The organism is Embleya sp. NPDC050154, assembly GCF_044460165.1.
In the GTDB taxonomy this organism is placed as follows: Bacteria; Actinomycetota; Actinomycetes; order Streptomycetales; family Streptomycetaceae; genus Embleya.
In genome coordinates this window covers 470648-488131 of record NZ_JBITJP010000002.1, presented here as the reverse complement: position 1 = coordinate 488131, position 17484 = coordinate 470648, and the positions used below count along the sequence as shown (strand labels likewise).

20 protein-coding genes are annotated in these 17484 nt (G+C 70.2%); 10 read left to right on the top strand and 10 right to left on the bottom strand.

Going from position 1 to position 17484, the window contains the following annotated elements; all coding sequences use genetic code 11:
* Nucleotides 1–37 precede the first annotated feature (37 nt).
* The 3 genes from ACIBSV_RS05780 to ACIBSV_RS05770 form a co-directional block, all read right to left on the bottom strand.
* Entirely contained in the window at nt 38–682 is a 645-nt protein-coding gene (locus tag ACIBSV_RS05780; RefSeq protein ID WP_395859711.1) for a response regulator, read from the bottom strand.
* Complete coding sequence (locus ACIBSV_RS05775) at nt 670–1977, bottom strand: sensor histidine kinase (RefSeq protein ID WP_395859710.1); 1308 nt, start codon at nt 1975–1977, stop codon at nt 670–672. The genes ACIBSV_RS05780 and ACIBSV_RS05775 overlap by 13 nt, the downstream gene beginning before the upstream one ends.
* Before the next feature lie 302 nt (nt 1978–2279).
* On the bottom strand, nt 2280–3734 hold the full coding sequence (locus ACIBSV_RS05770) for an MFS transporter (protein WP_395859709.1): 1455 nt from the start codon (nt 3732–3734) through the stop codon (nt 2280–2282).
* A gap of 80 nt (nt 3735–3814) precedes the next feature.
* Here ACIBSV_RS05770 and ACIBSV_RS05765 point away from each other — a divergent pair, with 80 nt between their 5' ends.
* Nucleotides 3815–4261: a winged helix-turn-helix transcriptional regulator gene (locus tag ACIBSV_RS05765; protein WP_395859708.1), complete on the top strand. Its 447-nt coding sequence runs from the start codon at nt 3815–3817 to the stop codon at nt 4259–4261.
* A gap of 55 nt (nt 4262–4316) precedes the next feature.
* On the opposite strand, the gene ACIBSV_RS05760 is transcribed toward ACIBSV_RS05765, so the two are convergent.
* The 3 genes from ACIBSV_RS05760 to ACIBSV_RS05750 form a co-directional block, all read right to left on the bottom strand.
* A complete protein-coding gene (locus ACIBSV_RS05760) occupies nt 4317–4883 on the bottom strand; it encodes a hypothetical protein (protein WP_395859706.1) in 567 nt (188 codons plus the stop codon).
* A 70-nt stretch (nt 4884–4953) separates the two neighbouring features.
* A complete protein-coding gene (locus ACIBSV_RS05755) occupies nt 4954–5307 on the bottom strand; it encodes a hypothetical protein (RefSeq protein WP_395859705.1) in 354 nt (117 codons plus the stop codon).
* A 186-nt stretch (nt 5308–5493) separates the two neighbouring features.
* On the bottom strand, nt 5494–6087 hold the full coding sequence (locus ACIBSV_RS05750; protein ID WP_395859704.1) for a maleylpyruvate isomerase N-terminal domain-containing protein: 594 nt from the start codon (nt 6085–6087) through the stop codon (nt 5494–5496).
* 90 nt (nt 6088–6177) lie between these two features.
* Here ACIBSV_RS05750 and ACIBSV_RS05745 point away from each other — a divergent pair, with 90 nt between their 5' ends.
* The 4 genes from ACIBSV_RS05745 to ACIBSV_RS05730 all read left to right on the top strand — a co-directional run bounded on the left by ACIBSV_RS05745 (nt 6178) and on the right by ACIBSV_RS05730 (nt 10152).
* The gene (locus ACIBSV_RS05745; RefSeq protein WP_395859913.1) at nt 6178–6690 is read left to right on the top strand and encodes a GNAT family N-acetyltransferase; all 513 of its coding nucleotides are present in this window, start codon (nt 6178–6180) and stop codon (nt 6688–6690) included.
* Between the two features lie 482 nt (nt 6691–7172).
* A complete protein-coding gene (locus ACIBSV_RS05740; protein WP_395859703.1) occupies nt 7173–8279 on the top strand; it encodes an alcohol dehydrogenase catalytic domain-containing protein in 1107 nt (368 codons plus the stop codon).
* A 104-nt stretch (nt 8280–8383) separates the two neighbouring features.
* Complete coding sequence (locus ACIBSV_RS05735) at nt 8384–9325, top strand: cyclase family protein (RefSeq protein WP_395859702.1); 942 nt, start codon at nt 8384–8386, stop codon at nt 9323–9325.
* Between the two features lie 347 nt (nt 9326–9672).
* Nucleotides 9673–10152, top strand: a complete 480-nt coding sequence (locus tag ACIBSV_RS05730) for a MarR family winged helix-turn-helix transcriptional regulator (RefSeq protein ID WP_395859701.1) — start codon at nt 9673–9675, stop codon at nt 10150–10152.
* Nucleotides 10153–10344: 192 nt separating this feature from the next.
* On the opposite strand, the gene ACIBSV_RS05725 is transcribed toward ACIBSV_RS05730, so the two are convergent.
* On the bottom strand, nt 10345–10884 hold the full coding sequence (locus ACIBSV_RS05725; RefSeq protein ID WP_395859700.1) for a hypothetical protein: 540 nt from the start codon (nt 10882–10884) through the stop codon (nt 10345–10347).
* A 659-nt stretch (nt 10885–11543) separates the two neighbouring features.
* Here ACIBSV_RS05725 and ACIBSV_RS05720 point away from each other — a divergent pair.
* The 3 genes from ACIBSV_RS05720 to ACIBSV_RS05710 all read left to right on the top strand — a co-directional run bounded on the left by ACIBSV_RS05720 (nt 11544) and on the right by ACIBSV_RS05710 (nt 12854).
* Entirely contained in the window at nt 11544–12287 is a 744-nt protein-coding gene (locus ACIBSV_RS05720; protein ID WP_395859699.1) for a Scr1 family TA system antitoxin-like transcriptional regulator, read from the top strand.
* Between the two features lie 28 nt (nt 12288–12315).
* Complete coding sequence (locus tag ACIBSV_RS05715) at nt 12316–12513, top strand: DUF397 domain-containing protein (protein ID WP_395859698.1); 198 nt, start codon at nt 12316–12318, stop codon at nt 12511–12513.
* Nucleotides 12514–12656: 143 nt separating this feature from the next.
* A complete protein-coding gene (locus tag ACIBSV_RS05710; RefSeq protein ID WP_395859697.1) occupies nt 12657–12854 on the top strand; it encodes a DUF397 domain-containing protein in 198 nt (65 codons plus the stop codon).
* A 251-nt stretch (nt 12855–13105) separates the two neighbouring features.
* Here ACIBSV_RS05710 and ACIBSV_RS05705 read toward each other — a convergent pair whose 3' ends face one another.
* From ACIBSV_RS05705 to ACIBSV_RS05695, 3 genes are all read right to left on the bottom strand, one after another.
* On the bottom strand, nt 13106–13321 hold the full coding sequence (locus tag ACIBSV_RS05705) for a hypothetical protein (RefSeq protein WP_395859696.1): 216 nt from the start codon (nt 13319–13321) through the stop codon (nt 13106–13108).
* Between the two features lie 121 nt (nt 13322–13442).
* Nucleotides 13443–13790 carry a hypothetical protein gene (locus ACIBSV_RS05700; protein WP_395859695.1) on the bottom strand — a complete coding sequence of 116 codons (348 nt, stop codon included), beginning with the start codon at nt 13788–13790 and terminating at the stop codon, nt 13443–13445.
* A 410-nt stretch (nt 13791–14200) separates the two neighbouring features.
* Nucleotides 14201–15016 carry a coniferyl-alcohol dehydrogenase gene (locus ACIBSV_RS05695; RefSeq protein WP_395859694.1) on the bottom strand — a complete coding sequence of 272 codons (816 nt, stop codon included), beginning with the start codon at nt 15014–15016 and terminating at the stop codon, nt 14201–14203.
* 130 nt (nt 15017–15146) lie between these two features.
* On the opposite strand from ACIBSV_RS05695, the gene ACIBSV_RS05690 reads away from it, so the two are divergent.
* Complete coding sequence (locus tag ACIBSV_RS05690; RefSeq protein WP_395859693.1) at nt 15147–16082, top strand: enoyl-CoA hydratase/isomerase family protein; 936 nt, start codon at nt 15147–15149, stop codon at nt 16080–16082.
* The gene (locus tag ACIBSV_RS05685) at nt 16079–17104 is read left to right on the top strand and encodes a TIGR03617 family F420-dependent LLM class oxidoreductase (protein ID WP_395859692.1); all 1026 of its coding nucleotides are present in this window, start codon (nt 16079–16081) and stop codon (nt 17102–17104) included. Before ACIBSV_RS05690 ends, ACIBSV_RS05685 begins: the two co-directional genes overlap by 4 nt.
* Nucleotides 17105–17484: the final 380 nt, after the last annotated feature.

The window sequence follows — 17484 nt, the reverse complement described above, 5'->3', positions numbered from 1 at the left end:
CGGCCTCCCGGCACTCGGTCGGCGGGTGCTCGTTTGCTCAGCCGTTCAGATAGGCGAGTACGGCGAGCACCCGTCGATGCCCCGCGTCGTCGGGGGCCAGCCCGAGCTTCGCGAAGATGTTGCGGATGTGCTTGTTCACCGCGCCCTCGCTGATCACCAGAAGCCGGCCGATGTCCGTGTTCGACCTGCCCTCCGCCATCAGTGCGAGCACCTCGCGCTCGCGGGGGGTCAGTTCACGCAGCGGGTCGTCGGAGCGGCGCCGGACCAGGAGTTGGGCCACCACCTCGGGATCCATCACCGTGCCGCCCGCCGCCACCCGACGCAGCGCGTCGGCGAACTCGTCGACATCGCCCACCCGTTGCTTGAGCAGATAGCCGGTCGCCCCCTTGCCGTCGGCGAGCAACTCCGCGGCGTACCGGTCCTCGACATAGGCGGACAACACCAGCACGGGCAGCCCGGGCCGGCGCCGCCGGGCCTCGATCGCGGCCCGCAGCCCCTCGTCGCGAAAGTCCGGCGGCAGTCGCACGTCGACGACCGTGACGTCCGGGCCGTGCGCCGCGACGGCGGCCAGGAAGTCGGCGCCGTTGTCGACCGCCGCCGCGACCTCGAAGCCCTCACCGGTCAGCAGCAGGACCAGGCCCTCGCGCAGCAGCGCGTCGTCCTCCGCGATCACCACCCGCACGGCAACTCCGCGCGCAGTCGGGTCGGTCCGCCGACCGGGCTGTGCACACTCAACCGGCCGTCCAGCGCGGCCGTGCGCCGCCTGATGCCGACCAGGCCGCTGCCCGCGTGCTCGTCCGCGCCACCGCGCCCGTCGTCCTCGACCTCGATCACCAGCGTGTCCTCCTCGCGGGTCAGCCGGACCTCGACGTGTGCGGCGCGGCTGTGCTTGGCCACATTGTTCAACGCCTCGGCGACGACGAAGTACGCGGCCGTCTCCACCGCGGCCGGTGTGCGGGTCAGCCCGGCGGTGTGCACGACGCAGGGCACCGGACAGCGGGCGGCCAAGGCCGAGATGGCGCCGTCCAGGCCGCGTTCGGCCAGGATCGGCGGGTGGATGCCGCGCACCACGTCGCGCAACTCGTCCAGTGCGTCGCCGGCCGCCCGTCGAGCGCGTCGGACCAGCGGCAGCGCCTGCTCCGGATCGCGTTCCAGGGCCCGTTCGATCAGCCCGAGATGCAGCACCACGGCGAGCAGTCGGTTCTGCGTACCGTCGTGCAGATCCCGTTCGATCCGCCGCAGTTCGGCGCCGTGCGCGTCCAGTGCGGCGGCTCGGCTCGCGGTGACCTCGGCCAGCCGCTCGACCACCGACCCGTCCGGCGGGGTGAGCAGCGGCCGGGTCAGCCGGGCCTGGCCGCGCAGCAGCGGTGCGGCCAGGGCGACCGCGAGCACCGCGACCGCCGCGCCGATCGGGAGCATCGCCGCGGCCTTCCACCACGAATCGACCGCGAAGCCGACGCCGGACGGCGCCCGACCCGGCACGGCCCACCACCACAGCGGCATGGTGAGGTTGTTGACGGCGCTGATGGTCAGGCCGAGGCCGAGCACGGCGGCGAGGGTGCCGCTCAGGCCGTGTACCGGAAGCCACAGCAGGTCCCGTCGGCCGGCGGGGTCGGTCAGCGCGATGCGCGCGCGGGTGAGCAGGGGGCCGTCGAGGGGGCGATAGTGCTCGGGCACCGGTGGGCCGCCGAGCACGACGCCCACCCGACGGCGTTCGGCGCCGGCCAGTCGCCGCACCCCGCGCAGCAGCGGGGTCAGCAGGGGCAGGCCGAAGCCGGCGACGTACAGGCACGCGCACATGAGGACCACGGGCAGCGCGAGCAGGGCGAGGAGGCCGGTGCCGCCGGCTCGCGCGAGCAGACCCAGCCGGGTGGGCAGGCCGCGAAGCGCGGCGCGGGCTGCGGGCAGGCCGGAGAGTGCGGCTCGCCCTGTGGGGAGCGCGGCGCGTGCTTCGGGCGGTTCGGGTTTCGTGTGCACCGCTCGACCCCTTTCCTGGGCTCGTTCGATGGTCTCCGCCGCCGCGCGCGAGAGGTAGCCGAGCCGCGGGTGTCCCGATGGTGGTGCGCGCACCACCATCGGAACGGGCGCGTGCGGGCTGCCGGGACACCGCCACGAAATCCTACGTTTGTGCAGGTCGGCGGCTCACCCGGAGCGGTCGGCGGCAACGACGAAGGAGTCGACCGTGAGCGACCGATCCTCCCGACCGCGTCCGGCGCTGCGTCCGCCGTGGTCCTGGCTGCTGCTGTTGCTCGTCGTCGGCGTGGTCGTGAACGTACTGATCACGGTGTGACGGGCGGTGCCGCGGACCTGCCCTCCATCCGGTGTGCGCGCACCAGTTCCAGCACCCACACCAGCAGTGCCAGCGCTCCGAAGGCCGCGCCCAGTGCGCACACCGCGAGCCAGCCGGCCGCCGCGTACAGGGTGGTCGAGGCGATCGCGCCGCCCGCGCTGCCGATCGAGTAGAAGATCATGTAGCCGCCGATCAGCCGGCTGCCGGCGTCCGGGCGCAGCGGGTGGATCAACGTCTGGCTGGTCACGTGCACCGCCTGTACGGCGAGGTCGAGCACGATGGTGCCCAGGACCAGTGCCCACAGCGACTGGCGGGTGAAGGCGAGGGGCAGCCAGGACAGGGTGAGCAGCACGAGCGCGATTCCGGTGACCCGGTTCGCGTGTCCTCGGTCGCTCAGCCGCCCGGCCGGGATCGCGCCGAGCGCCCCGGCCGCGCCCGCCAGGCCGAAGGCGCCGATCGCGGTGTGCGACAGCGACAGCGGCGGCTCGCTCAACGGGAGCGCGACGCTGCTCCACAGGGTGCTGAAGGCGGCGAAGATCAGCAGCGCGAAGAGCGCGCGGACCCGGAAGAGGCGTTCCTCGACGAACAGCGTCACCGTCGAGACGAGCAGCTTGCGATAGGACGGTGGCGCCTTGCGGTCGGACGGCGGCGTGTCGACGGAAGCGGGCACCCGATCGTCGCGCCGACGCGGAAGCACTCGGTACAGCGTCCCGGCCAGCGCCAGGGTCAGCGCGGCGAAGCCGAGGTACACCGCGCGCCAGCCCGCCAGGTCGGCCACCGTGCCGGAGACCGTTCGGGCGAGCAGAATGCCGGTGACCACGCCGCTGGTCACCGAACCGACGACGCGACCGCGTTGGGCCGGCGCGGCCAGTGCGGCGGCGTAGGCGACGACCGCCTGGGTGACCACCGCGAGCAGGCCCACGGCGATCATCGCGACGAACAGCGATGCGGCGTTGCCGGCCAGCCCGACACCGGCCAACGCGGCGGCCAGCAGCGCGAATTGGCCGACGAGCAGCCGGCGACGGTCGACCAGGTCGCCGAGCGGGACCAGCAGGAACAGGCCGAATCCGTAGCCGACCTGGGTCAGCGTGACCACGACCCCGACGGTGCCTGCGGCGAGGCCGAGGTCGTGCCCCATGGTCACCAGGAGCGGTTGGGCGAGGTAGACGTTCGCGACGGCGACGCCGGCGGCGATCGCGAAGACGAGGGTGAGCGCACGGGAGAGCGAGCCGGATCCGGCGATCGACGCGGTGCCCACGGCTTCCCGGATTCGCGCGCCGGTTCGGGCTTCGGTCCCCATCCCTGTTCCCGCGTCGGTTCCCTTCCCGGTGCGCGCTTCGGTCCTCTCCGCGGTGCTGTGTTCGTTCCGCTCCTCGGTGTGCTCCGGCACGTCGTGCTCGGCTGCCATGTCCCGCCCCTCGTGCATCTGGTTGCAAATTGCCACCAGATGCACGCTAGACGAGCTTGGTAGCATGTTGCAACCAGGGTGATGGTGGGTGATCGCCCGGCAGGAGAGGACGAGGCATGGTGCAGCGCACGCGGTTCGACGACAGCACGTGTCCGGTGGCCCGGTCCGTGGACGCGATCGGCGACTGGTGGTCGCTGCTGATCGTGCGCGACGCGTTCGACGGGAGCCGGCGGTTCGGCGAGTTCCAGCGCAGCCTGGGCGTGGCCAAGAACATCCTGACCGCACGACTGCGCGCACTGGTGGCCGGCGGGATCATGGAGGTGGTGCCCGCGTCGGACGGCAGTGCCTACGGCGAGTACGTGCTGACCGCCAAGGGCCGCGACCTGTTCACCGTGATCGTCGCTCTGCGGCAGTGGGGCGAGGCGCACTGGTTCGAGCCGGCCGAGCCGCAGTCCTGCCTGCTGGACCGCCGCGACGGCCGGCCGCTGCGGGCGCTCGAGGTGCACGCCGCGGACGGCCGGCGGATCCGGCCGGAGGACACCGAGGTGCGCAAGGTCGAATGAGCCGCGAGCGGCCCGGGGCCGCGTGAGCCGCGAGCGCCCCGGGACCGCGATCGACCTACCGCGCGGGCGCCGCCACCAGGCCGAGGCGGGTCAGCAGTTCGAAGAACAACCGCTCGACGAACGGATCCCGCTTCAGGGCCAACAATTCCAGGACGGGCTCGGGCCGCACCTGGTACCCGGCCGCCGCGGCCCACCGGACCGCGGCCTCCGCGACGCGGGGCCGATCCTCCTCCAGCCACGCGGCGGCCTCGTCCCGGACCCGGGCGAAGTCGCCCCGCCCGCCCGCGCGTTCCCACCGGTCCTGGGCCAACCGCGAGGCGGCGGTGCCGGGATCGAGCCAGCCCTCCCAGAAGTGCGTCCCGCTCAACCCCTGGACGTGCGCGACATCGCTCTCGAACACGCCGCAGACCAGTACGGGAGAGCCGGTCCGGGCGGCCAAGTCGGTCAGCCACGGCCCCTGGAAGGCGTACGGATCCTCGAAGTGCCGCACGTGCACCGCACGCCAGCCGTCGAGGTAGGACCACTCGCCGTAGACCGGATGTCCGCTTCCGCCGACGAAGGGGGCCAGGTCCGTCAACGGCGTCTGTGCGCGTAATACGACGATGTCCCCGTTGAATCCCATGGCCCACCCCTTCGGTCGCGATGTCCGTCGGGGTTCAACGTAGATACCGCGTCCGACAACCGACCGGGTGTCAGGTCCGCGCCTCGGGGACCTGCTCCACGGCGCTCGTACCGCTGCCCGGCCTGGACTCCCACTCCCAGCTCTCCTCCAGCCGGATCCGCCCGTCCGGCAACACGACCACGGCACTGACACAGTGCCCCGAAGCGGTGGCGCCGGACCGGTTGAGCTGCGTGTAGCGGAAGTCCAGCGTGTCCGCTTCGCGAGTGCCGATCAGGTGGCCCCGCACGATGTCGCCGCCGCTGTATTCGGCCCAGACCACGCCGTCGCGCTCGTGGTACGTGAAGAACGTGGAAGCGTCCACCTCGCCGTGCTCGGGACGATCGAGCGGGGCGAAGCCGAGTCCATCCAGGGACGGTGCGGGCATGGTGCGTACCTCCGACGGGCGTGTGCGGTCGGGTATGCGACGCGCGACGGGTACCCGGTGTCGGCGCCGGGCACCGCGCGTGCGGTACTCGGCTCCGGGCGTGCGACGCGGCGCTCGGACGCGAGCAGCGTAGACGCGGGGCGCCTGGATCGACGTCCTCCACCCGGAGGATTCGACGGCCCCGGCCTACGTCGCGGGGAGGCCCTGCCAGCGCCACTTGCCGACCCGGCGCGGGTGACCGGGGAGTTCGGTACGGCCGGTGCACCACAACAGGGTGGGCCAGGCGTCGAAACCGGTCGGCGCGTCGGGGAACATCCGTGCCAGCACGCGGGCGCAGATCTGCGGATCGGGCCGGTAGGCCAGGTCGAGCCCGGCCGCCAGGTCGTGCATGTGGACCATGACCTCGATCATGCCCATTCCCGCGAAGCCGTCCGGGTCGGAGATCCCGTACGGATGGAACGCGCGGGCCGAGTCGGGCCGGGTGGCCACCATGGCGGTGAGGAGCGCCCCGCCGGCCCGGACCGCGTGCAGGATCTCGGCCGGCGTCGCGTCGGCGTCGGCCTCGATGTCCACCGGGAGGTAGTCGTCCATCCGGCCCGACGCGATCTGGCCGGCGTACACGTACAGATCGCCGACGATGTGGACCAGGGTGTAACGACAGTCCCATTCCAATTCGCCCGCCGGGCGTGACCAGTCCCGTTCGCTCTCGGTTGCCTCGGTCAACACCGCGACGGCGTGTGCGACCGTCGATTCCACGTCCTGTGCAGCCTGTGATCCCATTCGGCGATTTATACCGGGGCGGGTGCGAAGGCGCATGTCCATTCGGTGAGGATGGTGGTTCTGCCGGCCACCGCGTCCCCGGAGAGCATCATGACCACCGCCACCACGACCGCGACCATCGTGCCGATGCGTGCCGAGCACGCCGACCAGGTGCTCGCGATCTATCAGCTCGGCATCGACGGCGGGGACGCCACCTTCCAGGAGAGCGCGCCGGACTGGGCCGAATTCGACGCGGGCAAACTGCCCGAGCACCGCTTCGTCGCGCTCGACGGGGCGACCGGCACGGTGCTGGGTTGGGTGGCCGCGAGCCCGACGTCCAAGCGCGCGGTCTATCGCGGTGTGGTGGAGACCTCTGTCTACGTCCATCCCGACGCGGCGGGCCGGGGAGTGGGCCGCGCCCTGTTGAGCGCGCAGATCGCCTCGACCGAGGCGGCCGGCGTGTGGACCATCCAGGCCGGCGTCTTCCCGGAGAACACCGGCAGCCTCGCCCTGCACGCGGCTCTGGGCTTCCGCACCATCGGCACCCGCGAGCGGGTCGGCCGGCACCACGGCCGCTGGCGCGATGTCATCCTCCTGGAACGCCGCAGTCCGACGGTGGACTGAGCGGACGCGCGCTTGAGGGTCGCGGTGGGTCGAGGCGGGTCGCGGGCCAGAGGTGCCCCCGGACCGCGGTGGGTCGAGCGGGGCGCGCACGGCTCCGTGCCGCGGGTGGTTCGAGCGGGACGCGCACGGCTCCGTGCCGCGGGTGGTTCGAGCGGGACGCGCACGGCTCCGGACCGCGGCGGGTCGAGCAAGACGTGCATCCGACGGATCGCGGTCGGCGGGGCGCGCCCTTCGAGGAGCGCCCTCGACGCGCCCACGATCGCCGCTCGCGCCCGCCTCCGCGCCCGGCGACCGCCGTCGTCAAACGTCCGACGGGTCGTCAGATCCCAGGCCCGCTATGCCTTGACCTCTTCGGCGCGCGGTGAATAATCGACATCGTTGTAGTGATCAAGGATGTGGAAGTTCGGCTTGGGGTGGGCCGGTCCGGTGCGCGGCGAACACACCTCGCGGCGGGCCGTCCGCCCGGAACGAGGAGACGGTACATGCGCGCGATCCTGCACACCGCCACGGGCGCCGAGATCCGGGACGATGTCACCGTACGTGACCCGGAGGCCGGTGAGGTTCTGGTACGGATCGTCGCGACCGGGGTCTGCCACAGCGACGTCAGCGTGCTGGAGGGCGTCATCGAGTGGCCCACGCCGTCCGTGCTCGGGCACGAGGGCGCCGGGATCGTGGAGAAGGTCGGCGCGGGCGTCGGTACGGTCGCGCCCGGCGACCACGTGGTGATCACCACGATCGCCGCGTGCGGGATGTGTCGGCACTGCCAGACCGGCCACCCCAATCGTTGCCGCCAGACGCTGGGCAACCGGGGCACGCCGTTCGCGATCGGCGACGAGCCGGTGTGGAACTTCGCCGGTGCGTCCACCTTCGCCGAGCTCACCCTGGTCAAGGAAATCCAGTGCGTGACCATCCCGAAGGACGTGCCGCTGACCTCCGCGTGCCTGGTGCCGTGCGGCGTGGTCACCGGCTCGGGCGCGGTGCTCAACCGGGCGAACGTACTGCCCGGTCAGACCGCGGCCGTGATCGGCCTCGGCGGCGTCGGCCTGTCCGCCGTCCAGGCGCTCCGGCTCAAGGGCGCCGGCCGCGTGGTCGGCATCGACACCGTGCCCGGCAAGTTCGAACTGGCCGGCAAGTTCGGCGCGACCGACTTCGTCAAGTCCGGGAAGGACGTGGACGTCGCGGACGAGATCCGCACCCTGTTCCCGTACAGCGACGAGGTCAAAGTCGGCGTATTCGGCGCGGGCGGCGTGGACTGGATCTTCGAGTGCACCGGCATCCCGTCGGTACTGGAGAACGCCATGGAGGCCCTGGACTGGGGCGGCACGCTGATCGCCGTCGGCCAGCCCGCGCAGACCGCGACCGCCAACATCCGGATCGCCAACCTGCTCCAGTGCGACCGGGGCATCCTGGGCACGCGCGCAGGCGGGGTGCGTCCGCACGAGGACATCCGGGCGATCGTCGAGCTGTACCGCCAGGGCAAGTTCGACCTGGACGCGCTGGTCTCCAAGGTCTATCCCGCCGACGGCTTCCACGACGTGCTCGACGACATGCACAACGGCCGGATCGCGCGCGGCGTCATCGCGTTCTGAGGCCCGCCCGGCCCGGATCGACCGGCCGGATCGCCGATCCGACCGGCCCGCCCGCCGGTTGCGGATCGCCGATCCGGCCGGCCGCCCGAGAGGACCGCCGACCCATGACGGACGACACCCGACCCGGTACGGACGAGCCGGTGCCCGCCGCCGGGAACTGGGGCCGCTGGGGCCCCGAGGACGAGCGCGGGGCGCTCAACCTGATCGAACCGGCGGGCGTCCGGGCCGCCGCGCACGAGATTCGGACCGGGCGCTCGTACTCGCTCGCGCTGCCCATCACGCGCGGCAACCAGCCCGCCTTCGACTTCCGCGGCTCACCGCAGCGGCTCACCCTGGTCAGCCAGACCGACGCGATGTTCGAGGGGTTCGAGGGCGGTGACGACGTCGGCTCGAACGAGGACGTGCTGATCATCCCGTCGCACAACCTCACGCACATGGACGCGCTGTGCCACGTGCAGGCCAAGGGCCGCTTCTACAACGGCTTCCCGGCCGAGACGTTCCGCTCGCACACCGGCGCCGGCCGCTGCGGGATCGACAAGCTCGGCGCCTTCGCGACTCGGGCGGTGCTGTTGGACCTGCCTCGGTACTTCGATATCGAGTATCTGGAGGGCGGATACAAGATCACCGGCGCCGACCTGGCCGGTTGCGCCGAGCGACAGGGCGTCGAGGTCCGCCCCGGCGACGCGCTGCTGGTCCGCACCGGCTACCTCGACGAGTACCGCGCCATCACGGCCTCGGGCCGCGAACCGTCGTTCGCGCAGCCGGGCCTGTCTCTCGACGCGGTGGAGTACGTCCGGGCGCGGGACATCAGCGTCGTGGGCGCGGACAACAGTGCGATCGAGTGCATTCCGTTCGACGATCGGTTCCTGTCGGTACACATCGCGTTGCTGGTCGAATCGGGAGTCCCGCTTCTCGAACACCTGTGGTTGAGCGAGCTCGCCGAGGCGATGGCGGAGGAGGGCGCCTATTCGTGCCTGCTGTGTGTCGCGCCGCTTCCGGTCACCGGCGCAACGGGTAGCCCCATCAATCCGGTTGCCATTGTCTGATCGTCTGACGACTGACATAGTCCATGGGCAGGTCGTCTCGGTCTCGTTTCCTCCGTCGGGACCGAGGCGACCGCTTAGCCGAGTCGCTTAGGCCCGCCGCCGGGCCGCAGAAAGCAACATGTGTGATCACACATGATCGCGGGTGCGTCGCGTACGTATCGCAGACCCCGCTCCTCGGCTCTCCGTGAGCCTTCCCTGGATGTGAAGCCCCGTTCGCGGGTTCGCAATGCCGAACCTTTAGTCGCGGTGTACAACCCAACCCGACCCGGCTTCGAAATCCGGCCCGAGATATGCACGTTATCGCACAGTATTAAATTGACGCAGTCAAGGACTGCTATCATGGTCGGGTGAACTCCACCGAAAACGTCGAAGCGATCCAGCGGGCGCTGGAGGCCCTGCTTCGGCGCCACGCCAGCCGCCGAGTGTACGCGGGCCAGGCCGCCGCGGCGGGCGCGACCATCTCGCAGCCCGCCTATGTGCTGCTGCGCCGAATCGAGAAGCAAGGTCCGCTCCCCATGGGGGAGTTGGCGCGCATGACCAACATGGACCCGGGCGCCACCGCCCGCCAGGTGGGCCAACTGGAGCGGGACGGCTACGTACGGCGCTCGCCCAGCCCGGACGACGGGCGGGTCAGCCTCGTCTCGCTGACGCCGCGCGGCGACTCGGTCCGGCGCCGGCTCAACGACGTCATGGATCGGCGGATGAGCGAGATGCTCGACCGCTGGAGCGACACGGACCGCGAGACGTTCGCCACCCTGTTGCAGCGATTCGTCGAGGAGATGGCAGAGGGCGAGATTCCCGCCGCCGTCGAGGACCCCGCCGTCTGAGCACGACCGACGCCTTCGGGTGGCGTGCCTGACAATTCGTCATACCCCAAATTGCCGGAGCTTCTCGTTGCGAGAAGCCCCGGCAATTTGCGTGAGCCATCGACTTGTCCACAAAGCCGGCCGCATCCGTATCCGGGTTTCGACTGTCCGCTATCCGACGCCCGGGTTCGGGATCGGACCGCCGGCAAAGTCCTACGTGCCGTCGGTAGCCCCGATATCGGTGCGGTCGAGGCCGTATTCGCCGCCGATCGGGGACGGCGCGACGTTGTCCACGGCTCTCGGGTTTCCATTCGGAAACGGGGGGTTCGCCCAATCCGCCACGAGGCCCATAGGGCGGTCGACCGGTTCGAGGTCCGCCGACAGCGCGAACCAGGCGGGACCGGTCGGCGGTTGCACGATCGCCAATGTGCCCTTGTCCACGGCCCACAACTCCATGACCGCGCCGACCGGCCGCTCCTTCGCGTCCTCCGCTCCGACGTACGCGACGCGCTCGTACAGGACCGGCCGGGGGAGCCGGAGAATGACCAGGTCCCGGATTCGACACGTGAATTCGATGCCGCTTCGCAGGCGCAGGTGGACCTGCCGGCCCCATACATCCGTGAGCACGCCTTCACGACCGGAGTAGGCGTCGCGGCACCACGCGTGCCGGTAGCGCTCGAAGAACGCGCGGCCTCTGTCGAGGTCCCGCTGCGTGCTCCCCGCAAGCTGCTTCTGCTTCGACGAGGCGGTCATCGCCCGTCCCGTCCACCCGAGCGCGACGTGCGAAACCGCACCGTCAACCGCGAGACCCGCCGGGTCTGCGAGGTCCGCCGGGTCTGCCAAGTCCTCCACCAACGACGATGAGAACGCAGGTGCCGAAGGACCGGCGTCGGATGCGGGGCACGCGGGGCAGGTCGGAGGGCGCAGAAGTCCGCTTCGTCGACCCACTTCCGGACGAGCAGGCGCAACTGCTCGTCTTGCGCGTCGCGTTCCGGTGTCGACACGAGCGTCGAGCTTCGTTGGGTCCATCCGATGCGATCTGTCATCGTGATGACGTGTCCTTTCTCGTTTCGGGGCACGCAGGGGGCGAGGCGCTGTCCAGGCATTCACTCGCCCCCTACCTCCCATCCCTCGTCGGACCGCCGCTCGACCACGGAACGGCTGTGCCGACTCCTCGCCCCGCACGGTCGGTCGGGACGGTCTTTGACGCACGCGGAAGTCCATCCCGCGCCGGAGTGACCCCAGCGGTTGCGGTGGGTGGTTATTCGGCCACTCTGTGGTTCAGGATCGGCCAATCGCCCTAGCCTTTGAAGAAGCCCACCGTTGCGGATGCAATTGGAACGAAGAGGGGTACGGGTGTGCGATTCCGGGAGCGTCGGACCGATCCGACAAACGGATCACCTCGTCAGCGCGTGGCCGCCCAGATTCGCGAGCATCGAACGCGAGCCGGCATGTCCGTAACGGAGTTGGCCGACGTCGTTGGCTACAGCAAGGCGTCGATGAGCCGCTTCGAGACCTGCGACAGTCCGGTCCCGGAGGAACTGTGCCCGAAGCTCGACGCCGCCTTCGGCACGAACGGACTGTTCACGGCTCTGTTCGAGATGCTGCGCGGAGTGCGGTTCCCGGATCGGTACTTGGAGTACATGAGCCTGGAGAACGAGGCACTGAGCCTCGGCGAGTGGGCGGGGCTGTACATCCCCGGACTGCTTCAGACGCCGGCCTACGCTCGTACCCTGTTCCAAAACGCGGACTTGGGAGCCACCGACGAGGAGCTTGACGTCCGTGTAGCCGCACGAATGGGTAGACGCCACATCTTCGACAGGGAGAGCGGCTCCTACTTCATGGCCCTCATCGATCAGGCGGTGCTATACCGGTGGATCGGCGGAGCGGAGGTGATGCGCGCACAACTCGAATCTCTCCTGGCGCTCATGGATCACGAGCACGGGATGATCAGGGTGCTGCCCTACCGCAATGCCGGGTTTGGCATCAGTGACGTAACCCAGATCGTGGTCGAGTTGGAAGACGTGACTGTCGTCTATGTTGAGGGGGCATGTTCGGACAGATCGTTGAAGATCCGGACACCATCCGAGTACGTCGGCTGGCCTACGATCGCGCATGCGCCTACGCCCTTGACCCGAGGGAATCGGCGGTCATGATCCGTGCAGCTCTAAAGGAGTACGAAGGATGTTCACACCTCCCGACATAAGCGCACTCACATGGCGTAAGTCGACCCACAGCAACCCTGACCAGGGCGCGTGCGTCGAGGTCTCCGACGACTTTCCCGGCGCCGTCCCGGTCCGCGACAGTAAGGACCCGAGCGTCGGGTGTCTGGTTGTTCCTGTCGCTTCGTGGGGTGTGCTCACGGCGGCGTTGCGCGGCTGAGGCAATCAGTCTGTCCCGTTGCCGGGTTCGGTGAGTGGCGGGGCGTCGTGTCGGGGTGCGGCCTGCGCCATGCCAGGCCGGAGAAGTCGAGGTCTTCGACGGTCAGTCCGGCGTTGAACCGCCGTCCGGAAGGAGCACGAGGCATGCACACAACTCCCGACCTGAGCGCCGCGACCTGGCGCAAGTCGAGCCACAGCAACGACGATCAAGGTGCGTGCGTCGAAGTGGCCGATGGCTTCCCGGGTTTCGTCCCCGTTCGCGACAGCAAGGACCCCAGCATGGGTTGCCTGGTCGTGTCTGCGGGTTCGTGGGGTGTGCTCACGGCGTCGTTGCGCGGCTGAGGCAATCGGCCTGCCCCGTCGCCCGAATCGGCGGGTGACGGGGCATCGTCCCCTCGGTGCGCGGCTCGCGCTACGCCAGACCAAAGAAGTCGAGGTTTCCGACGGTCGGTCCGGCGTTGAACCCGCCGTCCAGGCGCGTCCGGAGAGGTCGAGGATTCGACGGCCCATTCGACGTCGAATCCGCGGCTCGACTTCACGTCTACACCCCCAACGCGGTGCGATCCCGCGGTGGTTGTGAGTGTGGAACGGCTTCAGTCCGTGGCCTTGGGATGGCCCGTACCCGCGTAGCTGATCCACGCGATGTGGTTGACGTCGTCGAGGAGATACCAGATACGCGGTGACGTCGTATTGCCAACGTTCCAGTTCCCGGCCTTTGAAGGTGCTTGTTTGCCCTTGAGGCGGTGCTGACGGTTGGGGTTGTCGACGGCGCGGGGAGCGACCCGGATCTTCTCGAACGCGCGGCGCACATTGCCCGCTGCCTGGCGGCTCGAGTGTGTTCCCAGCCGTCGGCTGCCTCGCCGTTGGCGAAACGAAGGTCGTCTTCGTCACCGCTCGGCGGCGGCGCGGCGCGGTCTCCGCGCTTCGGGCTCACCCCGTTGCCTCGGGCATGGGCACCGGTCCGAGGTCGCCATCCGGCTCGCGGGTGAGGATCGAGAGCAGGGTGGGATCCGCGTGGATCTCCGCACTGTGCCGCCATTGGGTGAGCAGGAGCGCGATCGGGGCCAGGTTGTCCAGGGCCACCGCGCCGCGCGCCGTATCCACCAGTTCGGACAGCAGGGTGTCTATGTCGTCGGCGGGTAGGAACGTGCTCCACGGCAGGGCTTCGGGTAGTGCCTGGCGCAAGGCGGCGACGTTCTCGGTTCGCGCCAGACCGGCCGGCAGGCGTGACGCGAAACCCATCACCGAGGTGTCTTGCTCCATCTGGTCGACACGCATCAGGGCGAGGTCCCCGGCGTCGCGTCAGCGCAGTCGTAGCGCGCGGACGGAGTCCAGCCTGCGCGTGGTCGCGGCGGGATGGTGGAGCAGCTCGCTGAAGGGCACGTCCTCGTAAGCCGTTGGCATGAGATCCACAGTAGTTCGGATGTTCAGTATTCGGGTGTGGATCGGGACACCGCAGATCAGGCATCGTCCGAGTGCCACGGAACCCTGCCGGCTCGAACGCCGGCCCCGGCACCTCGTGCGCCTTGCCTCGGGCCGTACGGATGGCGCCGGCGACGTGAACCTGATGGGACGATTTCGCCGCCGAGCCGGCGCCCCCTTGCCGGCCCCGCGCACCAGAGGCTAGGAGGCACGCCCCGTCGCCCGGTTCGGCGGGTGACGGGGCGTCGTGTCGGGTGTCGCGCGCGCTACGCCAGGCCGGAGAAGTCGAGGTTGCCGACGGTCAGGCCGGCGTTGAAGCCGCCGTCCAGGTTGATGTTCACGCCGTTGAGGAAGCCGGAGGCGTCCGCGCCCAGGAAGGCGAGTGCGAGGGCGACGTCGCGGCCGGTGGCGAGTCGGCCGTTGCCCTGGGAGATGTTCCAGTCGATCACCTTGTCGGAGATCGTCTTGCGGAAGTCCGGCAGCAGCGGGGTGTCGATCGGCGAGGGGCACACGCTGTTGATCCGCAGGCCCTTCGCCGCGGCCGTACGGGCGTAGTGCATCGTGTAAACCTGCACGAGCTCCTTGCTGTAGCTGTAGGCGTCGCTGCCGAGTTCGTTGCTCGCGAGCCATTCCTGCGCGGCGTCCCAGTCCTCGATCGCGATCAACTGCTTGATCGCCTCCAGGTGGGCCGGCCACGAAATCCCCGCGATCGATGCGGTGTTCACGATCGCCGCGCCCTCGGGCAGTGCACCCTTGGCCACGAGCGCCTCGGTCAACCGGCGCAACGAGAGGTAGTTGATCGCGAACACCGCCGGTGCGGGCAGCGTGCCGGCCACGCCCGCGTTGTTGAACAGCGCGTGTACCGGGCCGTCGATCGTGTCGACGGCGGCGTCGACCGACGCGGCGTCCGACAGGTCGGTCCGGATGAATGTGTGCGCCGAGCCGGTCGGCTCCTTGAGGTCGAGCACGGTGATGTGCTCGGCGCCCTGCTCGGCCAGCACCTCGACCAGGGCGGCTCCCACACCCGAGAAGCCTCCCGTGACGACAACGCGCTTACCTTCGAACCCGAACGGGTTGGTCATGGTGTGGAGTCCCCTCGTGACATTGGTTGGTCAGACCCTAAGGAGCATCCCTTGATTCGGTCAACGATCTGGTGAGTCGACCTCGAAGCCTTCGCTTGACCTTGTCAAGGAATCGGCCTACCGTCCGAGAGTGATCCAGTTCGCCATTCGCGACGGCATCGCCGTCATCACGCTTGACCGGCCCGAGAAGCTGAACGTGTTCTCCGGCGGGATGGGCATCGCCCTGGGAGACGCGTACGCGCGCTGCGATGCGGACGACGCGGTGCGGGTTGTGGTGCTGACCGGCGCGGGGCGGGCGTTCTGCGCGGGGGCCGATATGTCGCCGGCTGCGGACACTTTTGCGGGGCCGGAGCCGAGGTCAGGGTCCGGGCCGGGGTCGACGGCGGCGCCGGGGTCGGCGCACGGACCGGAGCCGAAGCCGAAGCCGGGGTCCGGTGGGCGTGCGCCTGCGCCTGCGCGTGCGCGGGAGTTCAGCGCGTCGCCGGTTCGGCCGCCCGCCTGGGCCGTGCGCAAGCCGGTGATCGCGGCGATCAACGGGCACGCGATCGGCATCGGGTTCACGCTGGCGATGCAGTGCGACATCCGGATCGTGGCCGAGGACGCGAAATTGGCGATTCCCCAGGTGCGGCGCGGCATGGTGCCCGACGCGCAGTCGCACTGGACGGTGCCGGCCGCCACCTCGCGAGCGGTGGCCGCCGACATCCTGTTGACCGGGCGTACGTTCCGGGGGAGCGAGGCACTCGCGCTGGGGCTCGCCTCGCGCGCGCTGCCCGCGGCCGAGGTATTGCCCGCCGCGCTGGAGATCGCCCGCGACATCGCCACCAACGTGCACCCGGTGTCGGCCGCGCTCACCAAACGCCTGCTGTGGGCGGACGCCGGCCCGGACGAGGTCGAGCGGCTCGAAACCGCCTATCACCGCATCCTGATGGGCACCGAGGACGCGCGCGAGGGCCCGCGCGCCTGGTCGGAACGGCGCGCGCCGCGCTGGACCGGCACGGTCACCGGCGCGTGGGACCGTGTACACGAAGCGGAAACCGCGAAATCCTCGGTACAGGAGAACAAGTGACGCCCCCTCAGCTCGATGTCATGGCAGCCGGCCTCACCCTGCGCGGCATGCAACGCGCCGCAGCCGCCACCGAGCGGGCCGGCTTCGACGGGCTATGGCTCACCGAAGGCGGCCGCACCGCGTACACCGCCGCGACCGCCGCGGCGCTGGCCACCGAAAGCCTGACCATCGGTACCGGCATCGCGGTCGCCTTCGCCCGCAGCCCGATGGTCACCGCGTCGGCGGCCTGGGAACTCGCCGAGGCCACCGGCGGACGCTTCGTCCTGGGCCTGGGTACGCAGGTACGACCGCACATCGAGCGGCGCTACTCGGCCGAGTTCGACCAGCCGGGGCCGCGACTGCGCGAGTACGTCGGCGCGTTGCGGGCGATCTGGGCGGCCTTCCGGGGTGAGGAACGACTGCGGTTCAAGGGCGACTTCTATCGCTTCACGCTGATGACGCCGGAGTGGACGCCGGGCGGCTCGATCGCCGACCCGCCGATCTACCTGGCCGGGGTCAACCCGTGGATGTTGCGGATGATCGGCGAGGTGGCCGACGGCCTGCACGTCCACCCGCTGCACAGCGTGCGCTACATCGAGGAGGTGGTCCGCCCCCAACTCGCCGCCGGCGGCGCGGCCGACGACTTCGCGCTGGTCTGCCCGGTGATGACCGCGACCGGCGACACCGACGAGGAGATCGAGGCCGAACGCGAGAAGCTGCGCCTGCGCTTGGCCTTCTACGGCTCGACGCCCGGTTACGCCAAGGTCTTCGAGACCCACGGCTGGGACGACCTCCAACCCCGCCTGAACCGCCTCTTCGCCGCCAAGGACCGCGCGGGCATGGCCGCCGCGATCGACGACGAGGTCTTGGACAGCCTGACGGTGAGCGCCCCGTGGGACGGCCTGGCCCAAGCCCTGATGAACCGCTACCGCGGCGTCGCGACCCGCGTGGTCGCGTACTCGGCGGTCAGCACCTGGCGCGAGGACACCGGCGCGGTGGAACGCTGGACGGAGGTCGCAGCCGCGTTCCACGAACTGGCGTGAGAGCGGCCGGTCGGGGCGGCGCAAGGCCGAGGCGCTTCACCCGGCTGGGCGGGGCAGGTGGTCCTGAGACGCGGTGCGCGCGGCCGGGGCGGCTCGGGATGAAGCCTGCTTGGGGTTGTCGAGGATGTTGCGTCGTCCGGCGAGCCGGGGGCTGAGCCGACAGAAAAAGCGACCAACGGTGGCAGGAGGGGCGGGTCTTCGGTCGAGCTTTTGTCGAGCAGCCTCCCGAGTGACCAGTGCTCTTCATAGAGAGCACTGCTCTCGGCGTTCGTTGCGCGTCGGCGGGGTCGAGCGGGCCGGCCTTTTGCTCAGGGTCTGCGTTGGCCGGTGTCGGTCGTCCGGTCCCGGGTCGCCGGTGGTGGGGCCTGAGTTCTTCGGCG

Coding starts and splice junctions, on each gene's coding strand:
- ACIBSV_RS05765 (WP_395859708.1), top strand. CDS start 3,815: ATGGTGCAGCGCACGCGGTTCGACGACAGCACGTGTCCGGTGGCCCGG.
- ACIBSV_RS05760 (WP_395859706.1), bottom strand. CDS start 4,883: ATGGGATTCAACGGGGACATCGTCGTATTACGCGCACAGACGCCGTTG.
- ACIBSV_RS05755 (WP_395859705.1), bottom strand. CDS start 5,307: ATGCCCGCACCGTCCCTGGATGGACTCGGCTTCGCCCCGCTCGATCGT.
- ACIBSV_RS05750 (WP_395859704.1), bottom strand. CDS start 6,087: ATGGGATCACAGGCTGCACAGGACGTGGAATCGACGGTCGCACACGCC.
- ACIBSV_RS05745 (WP_395859913.1), top strand. CDS start 6,178: ATGACCACCGCCACCACGACCGCGACCATCGTGCCGATGCGTGCCGAG.
- ACIBSV_RS05740 (WP_395859703.1), top strand. CDS start 7,173: ATGCGCGCGATCCTGCACACCGCCACGGGCGCCGAGATCCGGGACGAT.
- ACIBSV_RS05735 (WP_395859702.1), top strand. CDS start 8,384: ATGACGGACGACACCCGACCCGGTACGGACGAGCCGGTGCCCGCCGCC.
- ACIBSV_RS05725 (WP_395859700.1), bottom strand. CDS start 10,884: ATGACCGCCTCGTCGAAGCAGAAGCAGCTTGCGGGGAGCACGCAGCGG.
- ACIBSV_RS05715 (WP_395859698.1), top strand. CDS start 12,316: ATGTTCACACCTCCCGACATAAGCGCACTCACATGGCGTAAGTCGACC.
- ACIBSV_RS05710 (WP_395859697.1), top strand. CDS start 12,657: ATGCACACAACTCCCGACCTGAGCGCCGCGACCTGGCGCAAGTCGAGC.
- ACIBSV_RS05700 (WP_395859695.1), bottom strand. CDS start 13,790: ATGCGTGTCGACCAGATGGAGCAAGACACCTCGGTGATGGGTTTCGCG.
- ACIBSV_RS05695 (WP_395859694.1), bottom strand. CDS start 15,016: ATGACCAACCCGTTCGGGTTCGAAGGTAAGCGCGTTGTCGTCACGGGA.